Below are 19899 nucleotides of genomic sequence, written 5' to 3' on the forward strand. Positions count from 1 at the left end.
ATCATGACCTATTTAACTGAGCTTAGCGACGGCGGCCCGGCGGGACAAGCGCCCGTGCGGCAGATTCATTGTTGCAGGATTTCCGATGGCCAAGCATGACCGCGAGCAAGATCTGCTTCCCCCATCAGCGCCGCTGAGCCTATCGGACGAGCGCCTGTCCAACTTGCTGGAAGGTATTACCGACGGCTTTTGCCTGCTCGACCGCGACTGGACCATCCGCTACCTCAATACGCGCGGCGCCGCCATGCTGGCGCCGCAACACGCGCCTGGCACCAGCCTGGCGGGGAAGAACCTGTGGCATGCCTGCCCCGCCCTGCATGGCACGGAACTCGAAACCCAGTACCGGCGCGCCATGGCGCAGCAGCTCAGCTGCAGTTTCGAACTGCCGTATCCGCCGCTGGGGCGCTGGCTGGAAGTGCGCATCTTCCCTTCCAGCGAAGGCTTGACCACGTATATCCAGGACATCAGCCAGCGCAAGGCGGCCGAGGAAAACTTGCGCCACAGCGAGGAAGACTTGCGCGCACTGGCCAATTCCATCCCGCAACTGGCCTGGATCGCCAGCTTCGATGGCACCATTGCCTGGTACAACCAGCGCTGGCACGACTACACGGGCACCACTGCCGAACAGATGGCGGGCGACGGCTGGAGCATCGCCTATGACGCGCAGCACCTGCCTTCCATGCTGCAAGCCTGGAAGGCAGCCTTGCGCGAGGGCACGCCCTTCGAAATGGAGTTCCCCATCCGCGGTGCCGACGGCCAGTACCGCTGGTTCCTGACGCGCGCCAATCCCGTGCGCGACCGGGGCGGCCAGCTGCTGCGCTGGTTTGGCACGAGCACCGACGTCGACCAGGTCAAGCGGGCGCAGGAAGCCTTGCGCGATGAAACGCGCGTACTGGAGCTGCTCAACAATACGGGCGCGGCCCTGGCCAGCACCCTCGACTTGCCGGCCCTGCTGCAGGAAACCGTCGATGCGGCCACGCGCATCAGCGGCGCGCGCTTCGGCGCCTTTTACTATGATGATGCGGGCGATATCCACGACGATCCCGACGCCCTGCCCGCGGCACGCGCCGTCAACGGCATCAGCCTGCGCCAGGCCGATGCCATCGCCACGGAACTGCGCCAGGGAGCGGCCATGCGCCAGAACGACTTGCTGGCCGCGCCCGACGCCAGCGCCGGCGGCGCCCCGCCGCTGCGCAGCTGCCTGAGCCTGCCCGTCAGTTCGCGCTCGGGCCTGTTGCTGGGGCGCTTGCTGCTCGGCCATCCGCAAGCGGGCATGTTCAGCGCGCGCAGCGAACGCATCGTCTCGGCCATCGCGGCCCAGGCCGCCGTAGCGCTCGATAATACGCGCCTGTACGCGGCCGCCACGCGCGCCGCCGAAGAGCGCAAGGTGCTGCTCGACAGCGAACGCGAGGCACGCGCCGACGCCGAGCGCACGAACCAGCTGAAAGACGATTTTCTCGCCACGCTGTCGCACGAACTGCGCACGCCGCTGTCGGCCATCCTGGGCTGGGCGCAAGTGCTGCGGCGCGGCACGCGCGACCAGGCCGACCTGCATCGCGGCCTGCAAAGCATCGAACGCAATGCGCGCGCGCAGGCGCAACTGATCGAAGACTTGCTCGACATGAGCCGCATCACTTCCGGCAAGGTGCTGCTGGACCTGCAAACCATCGTGCCCGCCAGCATCATCGCCTCGGCCATCGAAACCCTGCGCCCGGCGGCCGACGCCAAGCACATCGCCATCCACAGCAACATCGCCAGCGATGCGGGCAGGATCACGGGCGACCCCAGCCGTATCCAGCAAGTGATCTGGAACCTGTTGTCGAATGCCCTGAAGTTCACGCCGCAAGGCGGCCGGGTCGAGATCGGCGTGCGCCGCGAGGCAAGCCGCCTGGCCATCGCGGTGAGCGACAACGGCGTCGGCATCAAGAAAGACTTCCTGCCCCACGTGTTCGACCGCTTCCGCCAGGCCGACGCCTCCACCACGCGCCGGCATGGCGGCCTGGGGCTGGGACTGGCGATCGTCAAGCACCTGGTGGAGCAGCATGGCGGCACGGTCACGGTCAGCAGCGCCGGCGATATGCAGGGCGCCAGCTTTACCGTGCGCCTGCCCCTGGGGACGCGGACCGCGCCGGCGCGGCCAAAGGGCGGCGACTTGCCCGCCAGCCATGACTTGCGCGGCGTCACCGTCCTGCTGGTCGATGACGAGGCCGATGCGCGCGAACTGACGGCGCGCATCCTGCGTGACAGCAACGCCGAAGTGCATGGCGCCGGCAACGTGGCGCAAGCGCTGCAACTGCTGGACCAGGTACACCCGCATGTGCTGGTCAGCGACATCGGCATGCCTGACGCCGACGGTTTCGACTTGCTGGCGCAAATCCGCGCGCACGCCTCCCCTGATGCGGCCCGGCTGCCCGCGCTGGCGCTGACGGCGTTCGCGCAACCGCAGGACCGCCAGCGGGCACTGGCCAGCGGCTTCCAGGCCTGGGTCTCGAAACCGCTCGACCCGGCCGAACTGCTGGCGGCCGTGGCGCAACTGGCCGCAACGCGCTCTCTCACGCAGCGTCCTGAAGAGAGCAGCAATACGCCGCCCTAAAAGGATGATGCAAAGAAATACATGATGCAGTACAAAATGACTATTTTCATGGGCTAGCCTTCCTACTTTCAGACGCGGCTCTGTCCTACAAGCAACTAAGCTAAAGTTTGCTACACTGAAATGCAGAAACGCACCTGCACGGCAGGCTGGAGATGGCGGCCTGGGCCGGCGAGAACGTCAGAAGCGAGCTCAAGCGCTGTTGTGCGCCCTAACTTGTTGCAAGGCGCTACTATCTTCCCCACCGCCGTCAGCCCATCATCTGCGGTGGAAGCCAGCGTTGCATAGACCGTATAACCGAGACCTTACATGCCCAGCCAAGATGAGATTTTGAAAGCCAAAATTTTGGTCGTCGACGATTCACCCGACAATGTTGACCTGATGCTGGAAATCCTGCGCGATGCCGGCTACACCAATGTGACGGCCACCATGCGTCCGGCCCAGGTTTGCCCCCTGCACCGGGAGCATTGCTACGACCTGATCTTGCTGGATCTGCAAATGCCGGAACTCAATGGTTTCCAGGTCATGAAAGGCTTGAAGGAAATCGAGCATGGCGGCTACCTGCCCGTGCTGGCCCTGACGGCACAGCCGAGTTTCAAGATCGCAGCCCTGGAAGCGGGCGCGCGCGACTTCATCAGCAAGCCCTTCGACCTGATGGAAGTGCACAAGCGCATCCACAACATGCTGGAAGTGCGCCTGCTGTACAAGGAACTGGCGCAATACAGCAAGCAGCAGCAGGAACTGGCGCTGCACGATCCGCTGACGGGCTTGCCGAACCGGCGCCTGCTGGAAGACCGCATCGAGCATACCTTGCAGCAATCGGCCCGCAGCCGCGGCAAGTCGGCCATCCTGTACCTGGACCTGGACGGCTTCAAGGCCATCAACGACAGTTACGGCCACGGCTATGGCGATGAAATCCTGAAAATGGTGGCGGCCCGCCTGGTGAGCGCATCGCGCAAGGAAGACACGGTGGCGCGCATCGGCGGCGACGAATTCGTCATCGTGCTGGGCAACCTGGCCGGCAAGGGCGACGCGCGCGAACCGGCCGCCAAGCTGATCGAAGTCATTTCCGAGCCGTATTTCATCAACGACCTGACCCTGCGCCTGTCGACCAGCATCGGCATCGCCATCTACCCGGACGACGCCAGCACCGTCGAATCCCTGCTGGGCGCGGCCGACACGGCCCTGTACGAAGCCAAGCGTGCCGGCAAGAACCGCTTTTGCTGCATCCCGCACGAGGTGATCGCTTCGCAGGTGAATATGCAAAAAAACAACATTCCGTCGATCGCCTGAGTTTTTACGCCACACCGCACATGAAAAAAACCGGCAAGCCACGTTGATGGCTTGCCGGTTTTTTCATGAGCACGATGTTTTATTTCTTGCCAGCCGTCACTTCATGCTGGCCCGCATGCTGGTGGTCCGTTTGCGCATCGACGGTTTCCGGCGGTACTTCGATGCGCGTGATGCCAGCATCGACGGAGATCGGGTCGCTGGCGGGGAAGGTCATTTCCACGGCGTCGTCAAGCAACTCTTCCTTGGCCCGCTCTTCGCCGCTCATGCCTTCTTCATCGGCCAGGATGGCCAGCGCGCTGGCCCATTTCACGAAATTAAGGTTGGACAATTCGCGTACGGTGGTCACGCCAAACGCTTGCTGCAAGGCCTTCGCATCCTTCGCGCTGACGCCGCGCAAAGCGCTGATGGGGGCATTGACGATGTCGCGGAAGCTTTTGTCGAGGTATTCCTTGTCGACGATGGTTTCGATATTCATGGCATGTCCTTTCGTTTCGGTAAACGGGCCTGTACTGCACCCTGCGCCGCGGGGCGGCTATGCTGCATGGAAAAATGCACAACCCCACTATGGCAGCGTGTGGCGTCCCGGTATGTGCGCAGCCGTACGTAAAGACGGGAACAACTTCCTGCTGGCGCAAACAGAAATATTGCCTATCATATAAAAATGATGGGAGGAGATTAAAATTGCCGAAAAGACAGAAATTTTCCATCCATGCGCCCCGCGATGAAATCCTCATGTATGATCCACAACTTGAATTTGGTCCACCTTTCACCATTCACGGGGCGCTATGTCCGCACAAACAGATCCGAACAAGGAAGCGGCCCAGGCCGATGCGGAACGCGCCGCCGATCTCAGCGAGTTGCTCGGTCATGTCAACACCAGTTGGGACAATGAACGGCGCGCCCTGTCGCGCCAGCTGCACGACAGCCTCGGCTCGTCGCTGACGGCGCTGACCATGCACCTGTCGCTGCTGACGCAAAAAATGCCGCAGGAAGCGGCCTTGCTCGACCGCGCCGCGACCATGAAGCAATTGCTGCTGAATGTCATCGAGACCAACCGGCAAATGCAGATGAAGCTGTGGAACGACAAGCTGGAGTTTCTCGGGGTGAATGTGGCGCTGGGCGAGCTGGCTGCGCAATTTGCGGAACAGCACAAGATCACCGTGCGCTGCAGCCTGCCCGAAGATGAACTGATTTGTCCGCGCAACGTGGGCGTGGCCCTGCTGCGCACCCTGGAAGAGGCGCTCAGCAATATCGCCGCGCACGCGCAGGCAAGCGAAGTGGATATCATCATCGACGACAACGACGAGGCGCTGATGATGACCGTCAAGGATAACGGCAGCGGCTTGCCGGCCAGCGAGCCCGTCGAAATGAGCAAGCACGGCCTGCGCGCCGTGCGCGAGCGCGTGCATTACCTCGGCGGCAGCCTGAGCCTGACGGCGAATCCGCAAGGCGGCATGGCCCTGACTGCCGTCTTGCCGCGCATTAGCCCGAAAGAATAATCCCTGCCAGACAGCATCGGGCCGGAACATCGCCGGGCGCCCTGCCCCGCTCAACGATACGACGAGGAAACCGCATGCAACGACTGATCCCCACCCTGCTGGCAGCGCTGCTGGCCATGGGAGCCGCCCAGGCCGCCGGCAAGACCGTGCCGCCGCCGGAAACCGTGGACAAGCTGGCCTGGCTGGCCGGCTGCTGGAACGTCGACGGCGCCGAACCTGGTTCCGGGGAGCAATGGAGTACGGCCGCCGGCGGCACCATCCTCGGCACCAGCCGCACCGTCAAGGGCGGCAAGACGACGGCCTTCGAATTCGTGCAGATCCGCCTCACCGAACCGGGCCAGCTGGCCTACATCGTGCAGCCGTCGGGCCAGCCGGCCGTAGTGTTCAACCTGCTGCGCCAGGACAAGCCGAATGAATTCATCTTCGCCAACCTGGACAATGACTTCCCGAGCCGCATCGTCTACCGCCAGGACAGCGAGCGCATCTTACACGCCAGCATCACCGGCACCTTGAAGGGCAAGCTCACCACCATCGCCTTCCCCATGACGCGGGGCCGCTGCGACGCGGCGCCCCTCGCGCACGGCAAATAAAAAGGGGCCGCAAGGCCCCTTGTTTTGATACGGCGCAAACTGCTTAATGCAACTTGACCTGCGGCGAGCTGCGCTTGATCAGGAAACGGCCCATGGCCATGACGGCCGTGCGCACGGTGCCCAGCACGGCGTTGTGGTGCATCAGGTGCAGGCTCACATACATCATGCGCGCGACAAAGCCTTCGACGAACCAGCTCAGGCCCTTCAGCGATCCCATCAGGGTGCCGACCGAGGTGGTGCGGCCAAACGACACCAGCGAACCGTAGTCCAGATATTCGTACGGCTTGGTTTGCGGCGGCTTGCCCTTCGCCTGCAGCAGGAACGTTTTCAGCAGGTAATCGGCTTGCTGGTGGGCAGCCTGGGCGCGCGGCGGCACCAGCTTGCCGTCGGGACCCGTACAGGCGGCGCAATCGCCCAGCGCGAAGATATTCGCATGGCCCTGCACATTGAGCATGCCCGTCACTTCCAGCTGGCCCGCGCGGTTGGTAGGCAGGCCCAAAGTGGACAGGAATTCCGGCGCACGGATGCCGGCGGCCCACACGCAGATGTCGGCCGCATAGCTGGTGCCGCTGGCCACCGTCACCTTGTCGGCTTCGATCGTGGTGACGCGCGTATCGGTCACCACCGTGATGCCATGCTGGTGCAGCAGTTTCGAGGCGGCGATGGAAACGCGCTCGGGCAGCGGCGCCAGGATGCGCGGCGCCCCTTCGAGCAGGGTGATGCGCACATCCTTGATGGCGTTGAGATTCTGGAAGCCGTACGCGGCATACACGCCGCTCGCTTCGCGCAATTCGGCCGCCAGTTCCACGCCCGTCGCGCCGCCGCCGATGATGACGATGTCGACGCCGGGATGGCCCGCGTCGCCCTGGCGCTGTTCGGCCATGGCCAGCAGTTTCAGCAGGGTCAAACGGAAACGTTCGGCGTCTTCCGTGGCATTGAGGGAAATCGTGTTTTCCTGGGCGCCGGGTACGCCGAAGTAATTCGAGGTGCTGCCCACGGCCAGCACCAGCTGGTCGTAGCTGACCTGGCGCTGCGGCAAGAGCTGCTCATCCTTGTCCGTGGCGATGGCGCCCACGGTGAGGCTGTTCGACGCTGCGTCGAGCCCGATCAGGGGACCATAGACATAGGTAAAACCATTGTCATGCGCCAGCATCTGGTACGACAGGCCCTCTTGATGAATGTCCAGGGTGCCGGCCGCCACTTCATGCAGTGACGGCTTCCAGATATGGTACAGGCGGCTGTCGACCAGGGTGACCTGGCCTGGGCCGAGCTTGCGGCTGAGTTTGCAAGCCAGCTCCAGGCCGCCTGCACCTCCTCCTACGATAACGATTTTACTATGCAAAGATCCTCCTGCTTGTTAATCCCTGTGCCCGTTGCCGTTGCCGTTGCCGTTGCCATTGCCATTGCCACGACCATTGCCGTTGCCATGGCCTTTGCCCGGCTTGTCATCATGCTTGTCGCGCTTGTCATAGTGCTTGTCATGCTTGTCGTCATGACGGCCGCGGTCGCCGTAATCGGGACGGCCATGGTCGCCATGCTGCTGGCGGTAGCGGGGCACATATTGGTTGTTATACCAACCATCTTGGACGAAATATACCTCTTGGTTACAGGCATTATACTTGCGGCAGTGCTTGGACCAGTGTTTGGCATGGCCGGGCGGTACGCGCAGGTAGATCGGGGCGGCCGAATAGTATTGCGGGCGCTGCACGATGACGGGCTGGGCGTAGATCAATTGCGGCGCGGGATAGTCGCCTATGTCGATGCGGCCGTAAAAGCCTGGCTGGCCGACGGTGACGGAAACCTGGGCAACGGCGGCGGTACCTGCCGACAGCAGGACGGCGGCGAGAATGAGGGTTTTCATGAGGACACTCCTTTTATCAGTTATGCCGCAATTGTAGACCTTGTGTGACCAACTGTTTGTGCGCAAGGACACATAAGGAATCGCGTCGCAATCTCACCACAGTTTGCCAAAAGGCACGACCAGGCCGCTGAACAGCGACCAGTCCGGCGACGCCGCCGTCAAGCCGCGCGCCATGCCGATATCGATGGCCAACCGCGGCGTGGGACTGTAAGTGGCGGCCAGCAGCAGCTGCGCCGTGGCTGGCGCGCCGCGCAGGCGCGTGCCAGACACTTCCGCCGTGGCGCCCCAGCGGTCGCTGACGGGCGTGGAAAAGGAGGCCGCCCAGCCCGTTTGCACCCTGCCCGTGCCAGGGTCGGAAGCCCCCAGGCGCGTGGCGTTCAGGTTGGCGTCCATGTGCACGGCGCCCAGGTCGCGGCTGAAAATACCGTTCAACGAGACGTCGCTCTTGCCGCTGCCGATGCTGTCCTTGGCAGTGGGCAACTTCCAGCCCAGTTCCAGGCCCAGCGCCGTGGCGCTGTCGAGCAAGAAGGCGCGTTTGAGCACGACCGTCGTGTCGCCCACGCCCGTCTCGCGCCGGCCCGTGTCATCGCGCGCGCGCACGAAGCCCTCGCCTTCGAGCAGCATGCCCCATTCGGGCGTGAACGCCAGCTTGAACGTATATGGCAGGCTGGCGCGGCGTGTATCGTCCGTTTTCGACAGCAGGCCGCCCGCCTCGAATTCCAGCTGGCCCGGCACGGGCAGCTGGGCGGGACTGGCCACCGATGGACGATAAGGCAGGACGGGATCGCCCTCCTGCGCCTGCGCCAGGGGCGCCAGCGACAGCAGCAACAGGGAAAAACTGAAGGAGGACAGGAAAGAAGATGGCATGGGGGACCCGGAAGTGGCAAACGCGCAATAGCGACAGCCTACCACCGCCGCGCCGATTGCGCCCGAGCCAGCCGCCGTCAGGCCAGGCGCCGCACATCCTGCCGGGCGGGCGGCACTGGCCGGCGCAGCGGCGTGACGTTGCTCGATGCCCGCACGGCGATGCCTTCGGCCTGGGCATGCAGGCGGAACACGCCCACCAGCTCCGTCAGGGTCTGCGCCTGGTCCTGCAGCGATTCGGCGGCGGCCGCCGCCTCTTCCACCAGGGCCGCATTCTGCTGCGTCACCTGGTCCATCTGCAGCACGGCCTGGTTGACTTGCTCGATGCCGGCGCTTTGCTCGGCGCTGGCGGCCGTGATTTCCTGCATGATATCGGCCACCTGGCGCACGCTGGTCACCACCTCATCCATCGTCCTGCCCGCGTCATGCACGAGTCTGGAGCCGATTTCGACCTGTTCGACGGAGTCGCCGATCAGGGTCTTGATTTCCTTGGCGGCACTAGCAGAACGCTGGGCCAGACTGCGCACTTCGGATGCCACGACGGCAAATCCCCGCCCTTCCTCGCCCGCCCGGGCCGCTTCCACGGCCGCGTTCAAGGCCAGGATATTCGTCTGGAAGGCGATGCCATCGATGACGCTGATGATGTCGACGATCTTGCGCGACGACGCATTGATCGATTCCATGGTCTGCACCACCTGCCCCACCACGGCGCCGCCCTTGCCGGCCACATCGGACGCGGCGCCGGCCAGCGCATTGGCCTGGCGCGCGTTGTCCGCGTTCTGCCGCACGGCCGAGGTCAGCTGTTCCATCGATGACGCCGTTTCTTCCAGCGAACTGGCCTGCTCTTCCGTGCGCGACGACAAGTCGAGGTTGCCCTGGGCGATTTCGCTCGAGGCCGTGTTGATGGTGTCCGTACCCGAGCGCACCTGGCTGACGATGCCCACCAGCTTGTCGCGCATGGCTTTCATGGCGAACAGCAGGCTGGCATTGTCATGGCTGGCCGTGCGGATATCGATGGTGAGATCGCCCTCGGCGATGGCGCCGGCGATCCTGACGGCATACGCCGGTTCGCCGCCGAGCTGGCGCGTCAGTCCGCGCGTGATCAGCGCCCCCAGCGCCAGGCCGGCCGCCATGCTGCCCAGCACCAGCGCGATCATGAAGCTGCGGCTGGCCTGGTACACGCCCGATGCCTGCTCGGAAGCCGCCTTGGCGCGCTCTTCCTTCTGCAGCGAAAGTTTATCCAGCATACCGTCGAGTTCATCGGCATGCTGGCGCGTCTTGTTGAGCAGTTCGACCAGTTGCGCGCTGCGCTGCGCCAGCGGCTCGGCCGCCGCCAGCGCCAGGGCTTGCTGCATGGTGGCAACGTACTCCGCTTCGACAGCGGCGAAGCGGGCAAACAATTCCTTGGCGGCCGGCGTGACGAACAGCGGCTGGGCCTTGGCCAGATAGCTTTTATTTAACTCGAGGAATTTGCCGATGTCGGCCTGGCGCGTGGCGCGCTCCTCGGCGGTCGTGGCCAGCAAGAAATTGCTGCGCGCGCGACCCACCTTGATCAGGGCAATATTGGCTTCCTTGATGTACGACAGCCCCAGCAATTCATGGTTGTACATCTGCCCCGCCATGGTATCGATCTTGCCCATGTTGAAGATGCCGATGCCGGCCACGATGGCCCCCATCAGCGCGACGCAAAAGAAGGCAGCGAGCAGGCGCGTCCCCACTTTCATTTTACTCAACATGTTTCCTCCCAGGCAAGACGGTAGCCAATAATTTAAGCTATGACTTGAATATAAGGAAAAAACAGTCACTAAAATGCTCGGATTGTCACTAACCAACAATTCCTTGATACAAAGCAACATGCCCCGGGGCGTGCCATGCTAGCAATCCCCGGGAGAGCGTCAATGGCCGCTGTGCCCGCCTGGCTTGCGCACCGTCATTTCCACGCCGCTTTTTGCCGCCGGCTTGCCCGCGCCCTGGCCCCGCACCGGTTCCGGCACGGCGCCCGTCCATTCATAGGCCACGCTGCGGGACGGGTGCTTGTACCAGCCCGGGTCGCGGTAATCGCCCGGTTTCTGATCCTTGCGCACCTTGACCGTGGTAAACATGCCGCCCATGCCGATGGCGCCGAAGGGGCCGTCGCCCGCCATCATCGGCAAGGTATTGTCGGGGATCGGCATCTGCATCTCGCCCATGTCGGCCATGCCCCGCTCGCCCATCACCATGTAGCCGGGCACCAATTGATTGATCTTCGCCGCCACGCCCTGATGGTCGACGCCGATCATGGTCGGTACGTCATGCCCCATGGCATTCATCGTGTGGTGCGACTTGTGGCAGTGGAAAGCCCAGTCGCCGATGTCCGTTGCCGTGAACTCGACGGCGCGCATCTGGCCCACGGCGATATCGGTCGTCACTTCGGGCCAGCGCGATTCGGGGCGCGTCCAGCCGCCATCCGTGCCCGTCACCTCGAATTCGTGGCCATGCATGTGGATCGGGTGGTTCGTCATGGTCAGGTTGCCCACGCGCACGCGCACCTTGTCGCCCTGGCGCACGACCATGGGGTCGATGCCGGGGAAGACGCGGCTGTTGAAGGTGAACAAATTAAAATCCGTCATGGTCATGATCTTCGGCGTGTAGCTGCCGGGATCGATATCGTAGTTGCTGAGCAGGAAGACGAAATCGCGGTCCACCTTCATGAAGTTCGGGTCTTTCGGGTGCGTGACCCAGAAACCCATCATGCCCATGGCCATCTGCGTCATTTCGTCCGCATGCGGGTGGTACATAAAGGTGCCGGGCCGCCTGGCGACGAATTCATAGACGAAGGTTTTGCCGGGAGGAATACCCGGCTGGGTCAGGCCCGTGACGCCATCCATGCCGTTGGGCAAGCGCTGGCCATGCCAGTGCACGCTCGTGTGTTCCGGCAACTTGTTGGTGACGAAGATGCGCACGCGGTCGCCCTCCACGACTTCGATGGTGGGACCGGGCGACTGGCCGTTGTAGCCCCACAGATTGGCTTGCATGCCGGGCGCCAGTTCGCGCACGACGGGCTCGGCCACCAGATGGAATTCCTTGACGTTGTTGTTCATGCGCCAGGGCAAGGACCAGCCATTCAGGGTGACGACGGGGTTGTACGGACGCCCGTTCGGCGGCGGTGGCGGCGCTTTCGTGTCTGCGCCAGCCATGCTGACGGCTTCCGGCAGGGACGCCGCACCGACTCTGCTCACCGCTGCAGCACTCAGGGCGACGGCGCCCGCATTCATGAAAAAATTTCTACGTGTAATCATCATTATTCCTTGTTGGCTGGGCCGCTGCCATTGATGGCGCCTTGCAGTTCGGTTTGCGCGATCCAGAAATCGCGCTGGGTTTCGATGGCGCTGTTCACGCTGGCGACTTGCTCGCGTGCATCGGCCAGCAGTTCGAACACGCTGGCCAGCATGCCGTTGTAGCGCAGCAATACTTCATGCGAGATCGTCTTGCGCAGCGGCACGACTTCATCGCGGTAATGGCGCGCCAGGTCGTAGGCCGTGCGGTAGCTCGAATACGCTTCGCGCACTTCCGAGCGGGCCTTCACCGCCGTGCCCGCCGTGCGCTGCAGCGACTGCTCATACAGCGCTTGCGCCTTGGTGTTGCGCGCCGTGCCCCAGTCGAACAGCGGCAGTTCCAGCGATACCTCATAGCCGTTTTCGCGCGGCGCCCCGCTCGTGCTCTTGTTGGTATAAGCCACGTCGAGCACATTGATGAAACCCGTCACCTTGGACAGGCCCAGTGCACTGGCCGTGGCATGGGCGTCAAGTTTGCTCATCTGCACGTCGAGGCGCTGCTCCATCGCCTGCGCCTCGATATTGCCAGGCTCCGCCGCCTGGGCCGGCAAGTCGGGCAGGCGCGACGGCAAAGTAAAGCTGGTCTGCTTGCCCCACAGGCCCAGCAAGCGCGTCAGGTGTTCGCGCGTCACCAATGCCTGGTGGCGGGCGCGGGCCAGGTCGCCGACGGCGTCCGCATAAAACACTTGGTGGCGCGCCTGGTCGAGGCGGCTCCAGTTGCCCGCCTGCCGCAGGCGCGTGGCCAGTTCGGCGCCCGCCTCGGCCGACAGCAGCGCCCGCTGCATGAACGCTTCCGTCTGCACGGCGGCCACGGCATTGAAGTAGGAGCGGCGCGTCTCAAGCGCCAGCTGCACGGCGCTGCCGGCGGCCTGCAGCTTGGCTTGCTCGAAGCGGCCCCGCTCGATGTTCACGCGCATCGGCATGGTCAGCAAGCCCGCCAGGTCGAAGCTGACGCCGCGGTCGATTTCATTGCCGTGGCTGCCGTGCGAACGGCCGAACGACAGGCCCGGGTTGCGCAAGCGCCCCGCCTGCACCAGGTCCGATTCGGAGGCGCCCAGTTCGGCCAGCGCCACTTTCATGCCTTGGTTGTTCATCAGGGCGATGCGCACGGCGCTGTCGGCGTCCAGGGGCTGGGCCAGCAAAGAGGCCAGCTTTTCCTCGCCGCCCTTGTCCGTCAATGCCGCAGGGGCGCCCGTGCGGGCGTCGGCCAGCGCGGACACGGCCTGCATGCCGCCATCGGGGCTGAAGCTGGCGCAGCCGCTGAGCAGCAAGACGGCCGCCAGCGCCAGCGGCGTCAGGCAAGTTGATTTTGTGAAACGTGCCATCTCAGTGTCCTTCATGCTGGTGTTGCGGGGCGGGCTGGGCGGCCGGCTTGGCATCGGGCTTGGGGCCGGGCTTCTCCATCGGCATGGAATGACCTTCCATCTTATGGCCTTCCACCTTGTGGCCCTCCATCTTCATCATGCCCATGTGGCCGCCAGCCTTGCCGACTTTGTCGTTGAGGGCGCGCCAGGCCTGGTCGGGCGTGACGTCGTCCTCGGCGGCGGGACGGTAGCCGGCGAAGGCGGAGCGGTAGGTGGCGGCCGGCACGGGCGCTTGCGCCTCTTGCGGGGCGGGCTGGGGCTGGGACTGCGCGGCGGCCGGCGGCAGCGCGGCTGATGCCACGCCGGCGGCCAGCGCGAGGCTGAATAATTGCTTCATGGTATTCCTTGAATGACGGGGTATGGCGCGGCGGGCGCGCGACGGGAACGCTGGCGCGACCGGTACAAGCTGCAAAATCAAGATGCAGGGACGTGCGACGGCGGCACCGCCAGGTTCAACGGGCGGTCAGGCGGAGCGCGTGCTTCTCGGGGGACGTTCAGGGCCGGAGGGGATATGCCCGGCGAACAGGGAATCGGGCGCCAGCGCCGGGGGTGGCGCGCGCAGGGTCAAGGCGTGTACGGCAGGCATGCCGGGCGGCGCCGTGGCGCCCACCGTGCAGGCGCCATGGTTGCTGCAATCGTGGCCAGGGTGGCCGGCGCCGCCATCGTCCATGGCCATGTGCAGCGGCTGGCCTTGCATCTGCATGTCGCCCATGTCATGGCACTGGGGCACCTGCATGGCCTCGACAGCGACCGTGACCGCTGCCGCCCGCTCGTCCACGCAGCAGCTGCGCATGGCCGACGCAAAGCCCTGCAAGGGCAAGGTGACGGCCAGCAGCCAGAGCAGCGAGCGGGCGAGAAAGCGGAAAAAGGCACGGTTCATGGCACGACTATAAACCTTCCCACATGAGGAAGGTCAAGTGCCTATTTGATCTCGCCGGCCATGCGTCAGCCAGATGACGTAGACGCCGTAATAGCCCTGCCCTTCCAGGATGAGCTGGCCATCGGCAAAATAGATTTTCTCCACTTTATTGACGGTAAAGTACGCGCGGCCATCGGCCGCCTCCACGTCGCCCAAGCAACGGGCGCGGGGCCGGCAGTAGCCGCTGGCGCGCCCGATGGCCCACATCAGGTCGCCGATCATGAAGTCGTCAATCATTTCGGTCAGCAGCGGCCGGTGACCCGCCAGCATGGCCGTGATGTCGGGGTAACCGGCGTCCCTGAGCTCGGGCAAGTCGCTTTCCTCGTACTGCAGATCGTCTTCGCGGCAATCCTGCACGAAACTGTTGAACTGTTCGTCGAGCAGTCCCGCCAGCGCCGCTTCCGGCACGCTCAGGCGGAACGGGTGCAGCGGCAGCACGCTGTGCTGGCCGTAATTGAGTTCGCGGCAGTCGAGCAAGGCCAGCGGGTGGGGCTGATCACGGACCTCGCAGCGGATGCCAAGTTCTTGCTCAAACGTCATCAATATTCACCGTTGCCATGCACATTGTCCCCGTTGTACACCATCAGGGCCATATGGTAAGCGCTGTCGGGCAAACGGGACAGGCTCAGATGCAACAGAAAACAACGGATCAGTTCATCCCGCACGGCACGCCTGTCAGGCGGGTTCCGTGATGCCCACGCAATTGCGCCCGTTTTCCTTGGCCACGTACAGGGCCGCGTCGGCGGCCAGCAGCACGGCGTCCGTGCTGCGCTCGCCGTGCGACGATGCCACCACGCCCAGCGAGACCGTGATGGCGCCCGCGCCGGGAATCACGGCGGCGGCCACCTTGGCGCGCAGGCGCTCGGCCACCTGCATGGCCACGTCCAGGTCGGCATCGGGCAGCAGCATGATGAATTCGTCGCCGCCATTGCGGCACAGCACGTCGGCATCGCGCGAACAGGCGCGCATCAGCTGCGCCAGGCGCAGGATGACTTCATCGCCCACGGCATGGCCCCATTTATCGTTGACTTGCTTGAAATGGTCGATATCGATGGCGATGACGGAAAACGGCCGCGCCTGCGCCTGCCAGACGTCGAGCGCCGCCGCCATGCCGCGCCGGTTCGACAGGCCCGTCAGCGGGTCCGTCTCCACGTCGGTCTTCAACTTGCCGATCCTGTTCTGCAACAACGCCAGGCCCTTCAGCAAGGCTTTCTTGATCTGCGCCGCCTCCACATACCAGGCACGGATGGCGGCAATGTGCTCGCTCGTACCAGGCACATCCATGCGCCGCGCCCCCTCGGCCAGTTGCATCAGGGGCCGCGAAATCAGGCTGGCCAGCCACCAGATGAATGGCAAACTCAGCAAGGCGATCGGCAGGGAATGCCATACGGTATTGGCCATCAGCTGGTTCAGCGGGGCCAGGGTCATGGCCGTGGGACGCTGCGCCACGATGCCCCAGCCCGTCGACGGCATGACGGCGTAGCCGGCCAGCATGTCCACGCCCAGGCTGTTATGCATGCGCCGGTTGCCGCCGCCCCGCTGCGCGATGATGGTGTCGATGACGTCATTGCTGCCGGCCACGTGGCCCAGGCGCTCAGGATCCGGGTGGTACAGCAGGCGCCGGTTCTGGTCGACCACGTACAGGTAAGAGCCGTCGCGGTAGTAATGCTGGCCCAGCATGGTGTACAGGATGTTTTTCTGTTTCAGGTAGATGCTGCCGCCCACATAACCGAGGTAGCGGCCATCCTTGCCAAGGATGGGATGCGAAATGAACACCACCAGGTTGCCGGCCGAGGACACATACGGCTGCGTCACCAGCGGGCGCCGTTCGCGCAGCGCCTGGATGGCGCCGGCCGAGTCGAGCGTGCGGTTTTTCAGGGCCAGGGTTTCCGGCGACACGCCCAGCACCTTGCCCTGGGCATCGACGATGAGCACGGAATTGAAACTGTTCGTTTGCAGGCGCAGGCGCTGCGCCTCGTCCGTCAGCCAGGCGTCGTCGCCCATGCGCGATGGCAGGCTGCCGGCGCTGTAGGCCAGCTGCTGGCGCGCCGACTGCAGGAAATCCTCAGCCGTGCTGGCCAGCTTGCTCGCGTAGGCGTGGTTCGCTTCCAGGGTGGTATCGATCAGCAGCTGGCGCTGCACGCTATAGCTGGCATAAAAGGTGTTGGCCAGGGACACCAGGGCGCTGGCAAAGGCCACGAGCACGATCAAACGGCGCAAGTTCATGCGCGGAACAGGTTTAGTCCACATGGAGTCGGCAGGAAATTGGAAAGTATTGCGCTAAAGAAAGAGCGCATTATACCGAGACAGCCGTGCCAATATTGAAATCCTGGCATCGTTGGTCAAAGAATCTGAACAAGCGGCAACGCTGAGCGCTGCCGCCTTGACTTGCATCAAGCGTGAATCGCGTGCTTGCGGACCCAGTCCACGTAGCGCTGCATCCAGCCCTGGAAGAAACCGAGGCTGGCCGGACCGATGCCGCCGTGCTCGTCGAACAGGCCGTCCTTGGCCTGGATAAACATTTCAGGCTGTCCCAGCAGCGGCACGTCCAGGTAGGCGAGCACATTGCGCAAATGCTGCTGCGCCAGGGCCGTACCGGTGGCGCCGACGGACACGCCCAGCACGGCGCCCGGCTTGCCGCCCCACACGCTCTGGCCATACGGACGCGAGCCGTGGTCGAGGGCGTTTTTCAGCACGCCGGGGATAGAGCGGTTGTATTCGGGGGTGAGGAAGAGCAAGGCTTGCGATGCAGAAATATCGGATTTGAGGCGCAGCACCTGCTCCGCCTGCGCGCCATCGTCATCCTGGTTGTACAGCGGCAAGTCGCCGATTTCAATGTGCTTGAAGGAAAACTCGGGCGGCGCCAGCTTGATGATGGCGTCGGCCAGCTTGCGGTTGAAGGAATCCTTGCGCAGGCTGCCGACGATGATTGCGACTTGATATTGGCTCATATAAATCCCCGATGATGGTTAAAAAAAAGCCCTGAGGTGCGTGCACGTCAGGGCTATCTTGCCACACAATCATCGGTTTCGCGCTGCCTAGCGTGCGAAACCAGCGCACCTGAAAAAATGCTCAGGGCTAGGCGCCTTGCCGAAGACAGTACGAATGTACGGCAAGGCAAGGCAACAACGCCATGGGCGTTTTGGCAGGTACGCTAACGTGCCAGGCCCCGGTACTCGCGGTAGTAGCGTCCGCCCAGGTTCGTCAATACCTCGTAGCCGATGGTATTGGCCATGGCCGCCACGGCGTCGACCGGGTGTTCGGCGCAGATCAGGTCGACCAGGCTGCCCGGCGCGACGCGTTCCTGGTCGATGGCGCTGACGTCCAGCGTAATCGAATCCATTGAGATGGCGCCGATCTGCGGCACTTTCACGCCATCGACGATGGCCAGACCCTGGTTGCTCATGCTGCGCAGCCAGCCATCGGCGTAGCCGACGGAAACCGTGGCCACCTGGCGCGGCTCGCTGGCCGTGTAGCGGCGGCTGTAGCCCACGTGGTCGCCGGCGGCGATCGTGCGGGTCTGCATGACCTTGCCCTGCAGCCGCACCACTGAGCGCAGCGGATTCGGTTCGCCGCCCTGCGGCCCGATGCCGTACAGGGCCGCGCCGGGGCGCACCAGGTCGAAGTGGTAATCGGGCGACAAGAAGATGCCCGAGGAATTGGCCAGGCTGGCGCGGTACTGCGGCAAACGGGCGCGGATGGCGATGAAACGGGCCAGCTGCTCGCCATTCATCGGGTTGGCGCGCTCGTCGGCGCAAGCCAGGTGGCTCATGACATAGCGCACATTGATGCCGTCGAGAAAGTGCGGGTCCAGCAGCCAGCCGTCGATTTCCTGCGGCGACAGGCCCATGCGCGACATGCCCGTGTCCACCTGCACGATGGCGTCCAGGGTGGTGCCCAGCGCTGCTGCGTGCCGGCGCCAGCCCGCCACCTGCGGCTCGCTGTTGAGCACGGGCGTCAGGCCATGGGCCGTGAATTCGCCTTCCGTGTCGACGGGCGGGCCGTGCAGCACGAAGATGGCCGCGTCCGGCGCCACATGCGGGCGCAGGCTGATGCCCTCTTCCAGGTGGGCCACGAAGAAATGGCGGCACCCTTCTTCATACAGGGCCGCGCCCACTTGCGCGGCGCCCAGGCCATACGCATCGGATTTCACGACGGCCGAGCAGGCGGCCGGGTGCGCCTTGTCGCGCAGCAAACGGTAGTTGGCGCGCACGGCATCGAGGTCCACCGTCAGGATGGCGCCGCTACGTTCCTTTGGAGGCATGCTTCCCGCCATCTCAGGCTCCCGCGTATTGCAACTTGCCGCCGCGCTGCGCGCCGCTGTAGCGGCTGACGGACAGGTCGTCGGCCAGGATGGCCGGCTGTTTCGATGACATCAGGTCGGCCAGCAATTGCGCCGAACCGCAGGACATGGTCCAGCCCAGAGTGCCATGGCCCGTGTTCAGGAACAGGTTGCGCAGCGGCGTGCGGCCGACGATCGGCGTGCCGTCCGGCGTCATCGGGCGCAAGCCCGTCCAGAACGTGGCCTCAGCCGTGTTGCCGCCGCCGGGGAACAAGTCGTTGACGACCATTTCCAGGGTTTCGCGGCGGCGCGGATTCAGGTTCAGGTTGTAGCCGGCGATTTCCGCCATGCCGCCCACGCGGATGCGGTCGTCGAAACGCGTCACGGCGATTTTATAGGTTTCATCGAGGATGGTCGACACGGGCGCCTTGGCCGCGTTGACGATGGGCACGGTGATCGAATAGCCTTTCAGCGGATACACGGGGATGTCGAGCAACGGCTTCATGAAGCCCGTCGAGTAGGAGCCGAGGGCCACGACATAGGAATCGGCCTTGACGATTTCCGCGCCGCATTGCACGCCGGCAATCTCGTCGCCCTGTGTCAGCAATGCATCGATGGAGACGCCATAGCGGAACTTCACGCCCAGTGCCTCGGCCATCTCGGACAGGCGCGTGGTAAACAGCTGGCAATCGCCCGTTTCATCGTTGGGCAGGCGCAGGCCGCCGAACAGTTTATCCTTGACCGCTTCGAGGGCCGGCTCGGCGCGCGACAGCTCGTTGCGCTGCAGCACTTCATACGGCACGCCCGCGTCTTTCAACACTTCGATATCCTTGGCGGCGTCGTTGTATTGCTTTTCGGTACGGAACAATTGCATCGTGCCTTGCTGGCGGCCTTCATACGTGATGCCGGCCTCGGCGCGCAGCACCTTGAAGCAATCGCGGCTGTACTCGGCCAGGCGCACCATGCGTTCCTTGTTCACGGCATACGCTTCCGGTGTGCAATTACGCAACATCTGCCACATCCATTTGAGCTGGGCGGCGCTGCCGTCGAGCGAGATGGCCAGCGGCGCGTGGCGCTGCATCATCCATTTCACGGCTTTAAGGGGAATACCGGGCGCCGCCCATGGCGAAGCGTAGCCGGGCGAGATTTGCCCCGCATTCGCAAAGCTGGTTTCCAGTGCGGGGCCCGGCTGGCGGTCGATGACGGTCACTTCATGTCCTGCCTTGGCCAGATAGTAAGCACTGGTGACGCCGATGACGCCGCTACCCAGAATCACGATACGCATAGTTTCCTCATTATATTTTTTTAGGCTGACGCCAGATT

At 64.0% G+C, this 19899-nt stretch carries 18 protein-coding genes; 4 read left to right on the forward strand and 14 right to left on the reverse strand.

Features of this window, described 5'->3' with window-relative positions:
- The first annotated feature begins 85 nt into the window (after nt 1–85).
- Nucleotides 86–2593: an ATP-binding protein gene (locus CSQ95_RS25165; protein WP_099411481.1), complete on the forward strand. Its 2508-nt coding sequence runs from the start codon at nt 86–88 to the stop codon at nt 2591–2593.
- 306 nt (nt 2594–2899) lie between these two features.
- On the forward strand, nt 2900–3883 hold the full coding sequence (locus CSQ95_RS25170) for a diguanylate cyclase domain-containing protein (protein WP_070219228.1): 984 nt from the start codon (nt 2900–2902) through the stop codon (nt 3881–3883).
- 79 nt (nt 3884–3962) lie between these two features.
- On the opposite strand, the gene CSQ95_RS25175 is transcribed toward CSQ95_RS25170, so the two are convergent.
- Complete coding sequence (locus CSQ95_RS25175) at nt 3963–4358, reverse strand: hypothetical protein (RefSeq protein WP_070219229.1); 396 nt, start codon at nt 4356–4358, stop codon at nt 3963–3965.
- A gap of 310 nt (nt 4359–4668) precedes the next feature.
- Here CSQ95_RS25175 and CSQ95_RS25180 point away from each other — a divergent pair, with 310 nt between their 5' ends.
- Nucleotides 4669–5382, forward strand: coding sequence for a sensor histidine kinase (locus CSQ95_RS25180; RefSeq protein ID WP_099411482.1), 714 nt, complete (start codon nt 4669–4671; stop codon nt 5380–5382).
- 74 nt (nt 5383–5456) lie between these two features.
- Nucleotides 5457–5972 carry a DUF6265 family protein gene (locus CSQ95_RS25185; RefSeq protein WP_099411483.1) on the forward strand — a complete coding sequence of 172 codons (516 nt, stop codon included), beginning with the start codon at nt 5457–5459 and terminating at the stop codon, nt 5970–5972.
- Nucleotides 5973–6015: 43 nt separating this feature from the next.
- Here CSQ95_RS25185 and CSQ95_RS25190 read toward each other — a convergent pair whose 3' ends face one another.
- The 13 genes from CSQ95_RS25190 to CSQ95_RS25250 form a co-directional block, all read right to left on the reverse strand.
- The gene (locus CSQ95_RS25190; RefSeq protein WP_099411484.1) at nt 6016–7314 is read right to left on the reverse strand and encodes an NAD(P)/FAD-dependent oxidoreductase; all 1299 of its coding nucleotides are present in this window, start codon (nt 7312–7314) and stop codon (nt 6016–6018) included.
- Between the two features lie 15 nt (nt 7315–7329).
- Nucleotides 7330–7833, reverse strand: a complete 504-nt coding sequence (locus tag CSQ95_RS29770) for a hypothetical protein (protein WP_180279160.1) — start codon at nt 7831–7833, stop codon at nt 7330–7332.
- Nucleotides 7834–7926: 93 nt separating this feature from the next.
- Nucleotides 7927–8700 (reverse strand): transporter, encoded by a 774-nt coding sequence (locus CSQ95_RS25200; protein WP_257218214.1) that lies wholly within the window; start codon nt 8698–8700, stop codon nt 7927–7929.
- A gap of 77 nt (nt 8701–8777) precedes the next feature.
- Complete coding sequence (locus tag CSQ95_RS30315; protein WP_099411485.1) at nt 8778–10433, reverse strand: methyl-accepting chemotaxis protein; 1656 nt, start codon at nt 10431–10433, stop codon at nt 8778–8780.
- Between the two features lie 159 nt (nt 10434–10592).
- A complete protein-coding gene (locus CSQ95_RS25210) occupies nt 10593–11975 on the reverse strand; it encodes a multicopper oxidase family protein (RefSeq protein ID WP_099411486.1) in 1383 nt (460 codons plus the stop codon).
- Between the two features lie 2 nt (nt 11976–11977).
- Nucleotides 11978–13336, reverse strand: coding sequence for a TolC family protein (locus tag CSQ95_RS25215; RefSeq protein ID WP_257218215.1), 1359 nt, complete (start codon nt 13334–13336; stop codon nt 11978–11980).
- A gap of 1 nt (nt 13337) precedes the next feature.
- Nucleotides 13338–13712 (reverse strand): hypothetical protein, encoded by a 375-nt coding sequence (locus tag CSQ95_RS25220; protein ID WP_099411488.1) that lies wholly within the window; start codon nt 13710–13712, stop codon nt 13338–13340.
- Between the two features lie 126 nt (nt 13713–13838).
- Nucleotides 13839–14255, reverse strand: a complete 417-nt coding sequence (locus CSQ95_RS25225; protein ID WP_099411489.1) for a hypothetical protein — start codon at nt 14253–14255, stop codon at nt 13839–13841.
- 33 nt (nt 14256–14288) lie between these two features.
- Nucleotides 14289–14834, reverse strand: coding sequence for a hypothetical protein (locus CSQ95_RS25230; protein ID WP_099411490.1), 546 nt, complete (start codon nt 14832–14834; stop codon nt 14289–14291).
- Between the two features lie 135 nt (nt 14835–14969).
- Nucleotides 14970–16544 (reverse strand): diguanylate cyclase, encoded by a 1575-nt coding sequence (locus tag CSQ95_RS25235; protein ID WP_070313368.1) that lies wholly within the window; start codon nt 16542–16544, stop codon nt 14970–14972.
- A gap of 143 nt (nt 16545–16687) precedes the next feature.
- Complete coding sequence (locus CSQ95_RS25240) at nt 16688–17245, reverse strand: NADPH-dependent FMN reductase (RefSeq protein ID WP_099411491.1); 558 nt, start codon at nt 17243–17245, stop codon at nt 16688–16690.
- A 203-nt stretch (nt 17246–17448) separates the two neighbouring features.
- Complete coding sequence (alr, locus tag CSQ95_RS25245) at nt 17449–18558, reverse strand: alanine racemase (RefSeq protein ID WP_257218216.1); 1110 nt, start codon at nt 18556–18558, stop codon at nt 17449–17451.
- 13 nt (nt 18559–18571) lie between these two features.
- The gene (locus tag CSQ95_RS25250) at nt 18572–19861 is read right to left on the reverse strand and encodes a D-amino acid dehydrogenase (RefSeq protein ID WP_099411493.1); all 1290 of its coding nucleotides are present in this window, start codon (nt 19859–19861) and stop codon (nt 18572–18574) included.
- Nucleotides 19862–19899: the final 38 nt, after the last annotated feature.

It is taken from the genome of Janthinobacterium sp. BJB304 (assembly GCF_002735765.1).
Lineage (GTDB): Bacteria > Pseudomonadota > Gammaproteobacteria > Burkholderiales > Burkholderiaceae_D > Janthinobacterium.

Coding starts and splice junctions, on each gene's coding strand:
- CSQ95_RS25250 (WP_099411493.1), bottom strand. CDS start 19,861: ATGCGTATCGTGATTCTGGGTAGCGGCGTCATCGGCGTCACCAGTGCT.
- CSQ95_RS25175 (WP_070219229.1), bottom strand. CDS start 4,358: ATGAATATCGAAACCATCGTCGACAAGGAATACCTCGACAAAAGCTTC.
- CSQ95_RS25165 (WP_099411481.1), top strand. CDS start 86: ATGGCCAAGCATGACCGCGAGCAAGATCTGCTTCCCCCATCAGCGCCG.
- CSQ95_RS25210 (WP_099411486.1), bottom strand. CDS start 11,975: ATGATTACACGTAGAAATTTTTTCATGAATGCGGGCGCCGTCGCCCTG.
- CSQ95_RS25225 (WP_099411489.1), bottom strand. CDS start 14,255: ATGAACCGTGCCTTTTTCCGCTTTCTCGCCCGCTCGCTGCTCTGGCTG.
- CSQ95_RS25200 (WP_257218214.1), bottom strand. CDS start 8,700: ATGCCATCTTCTTTCCTGTCCTCCTTCAGTTTTTCCCTGTTGCTGCTG.
- CSQ95_RS25240 (WP_099411491.1), bottom strand. CDS start 17,245: ATGAGCCAATATCAAGTCGCAATCATCGTCGGCAGCCTGCGCAAGGAT.
- CSQ95_RS25220 (WP_099411488.1), bottom strand. CDS start 13,712: ATGAAGCAATTATTCAGCCTCGCGCTGGCCGCCGGCGTGGCATCAGCC.
- CSQ95_RS25170 (WP_070219228.1), top strand. CDS start 2,900: ATGCCCAGCCAAGATGAGATTTTGAAAGCCAAAATTTTGGTCGTCGAC.
- CSQ95_RS25235 (WP_070313368.1), bottom strand. CDS start 16,544: ATGTGGACTAAACCTGTTCCGCGCATGAACTTGCGCCGTTTGATCGTG.
- CSQ95_RS25185 (WP_099411483.1), top strand. CDS start 5,457: ATGCAACGACTGATCCCCACCCTGCTGGCAGCGCTGCTGGCCATGGGA.
- CSQ95_RS25230 (WP_099411490.1), bottom strand. CDS start 14,834: ATGACGTTTGAGCAAGAACTTGGCATCCGCTGCGAGGTCCGTGATCAG.
- CSQ95_RS25215 (WP_257218215.1), bottom strand. CDS start 13,336: ATGGCACGTTTCACAAAATCAACTTGCCTGACGCCGCTGGCGCTGGCG.
- CSQ95_RS25180 (WP_099411482.1), top strand. CDS start 4,669: ATGTCCGCACAAACAGATCCGAACAAGGAAGCGGCCCAGGCCGATGCG.
- CSQ95_RS30315 (WP_099411485.1), bottom strand. CDS start 10,433: ATGTTGAGTAAAATGAAAGTGGGGACGCGCCTGCTCGCTGCCTTCTTT.
- alr (WP_257218216.1), bottom strand. CDS start 18,558: ATGCCTCCAAAGGAACGTAGCGGCGCCATCCTGACGGTGGACCTCGAT.
- CSQ95_RS29770 (WP_180279160.1), bottom strand. CDS start 7,833: ATGAAAACCCTCATTCTCGCCGCCGTCCTGCTGTCGGCAGGTACCGCC.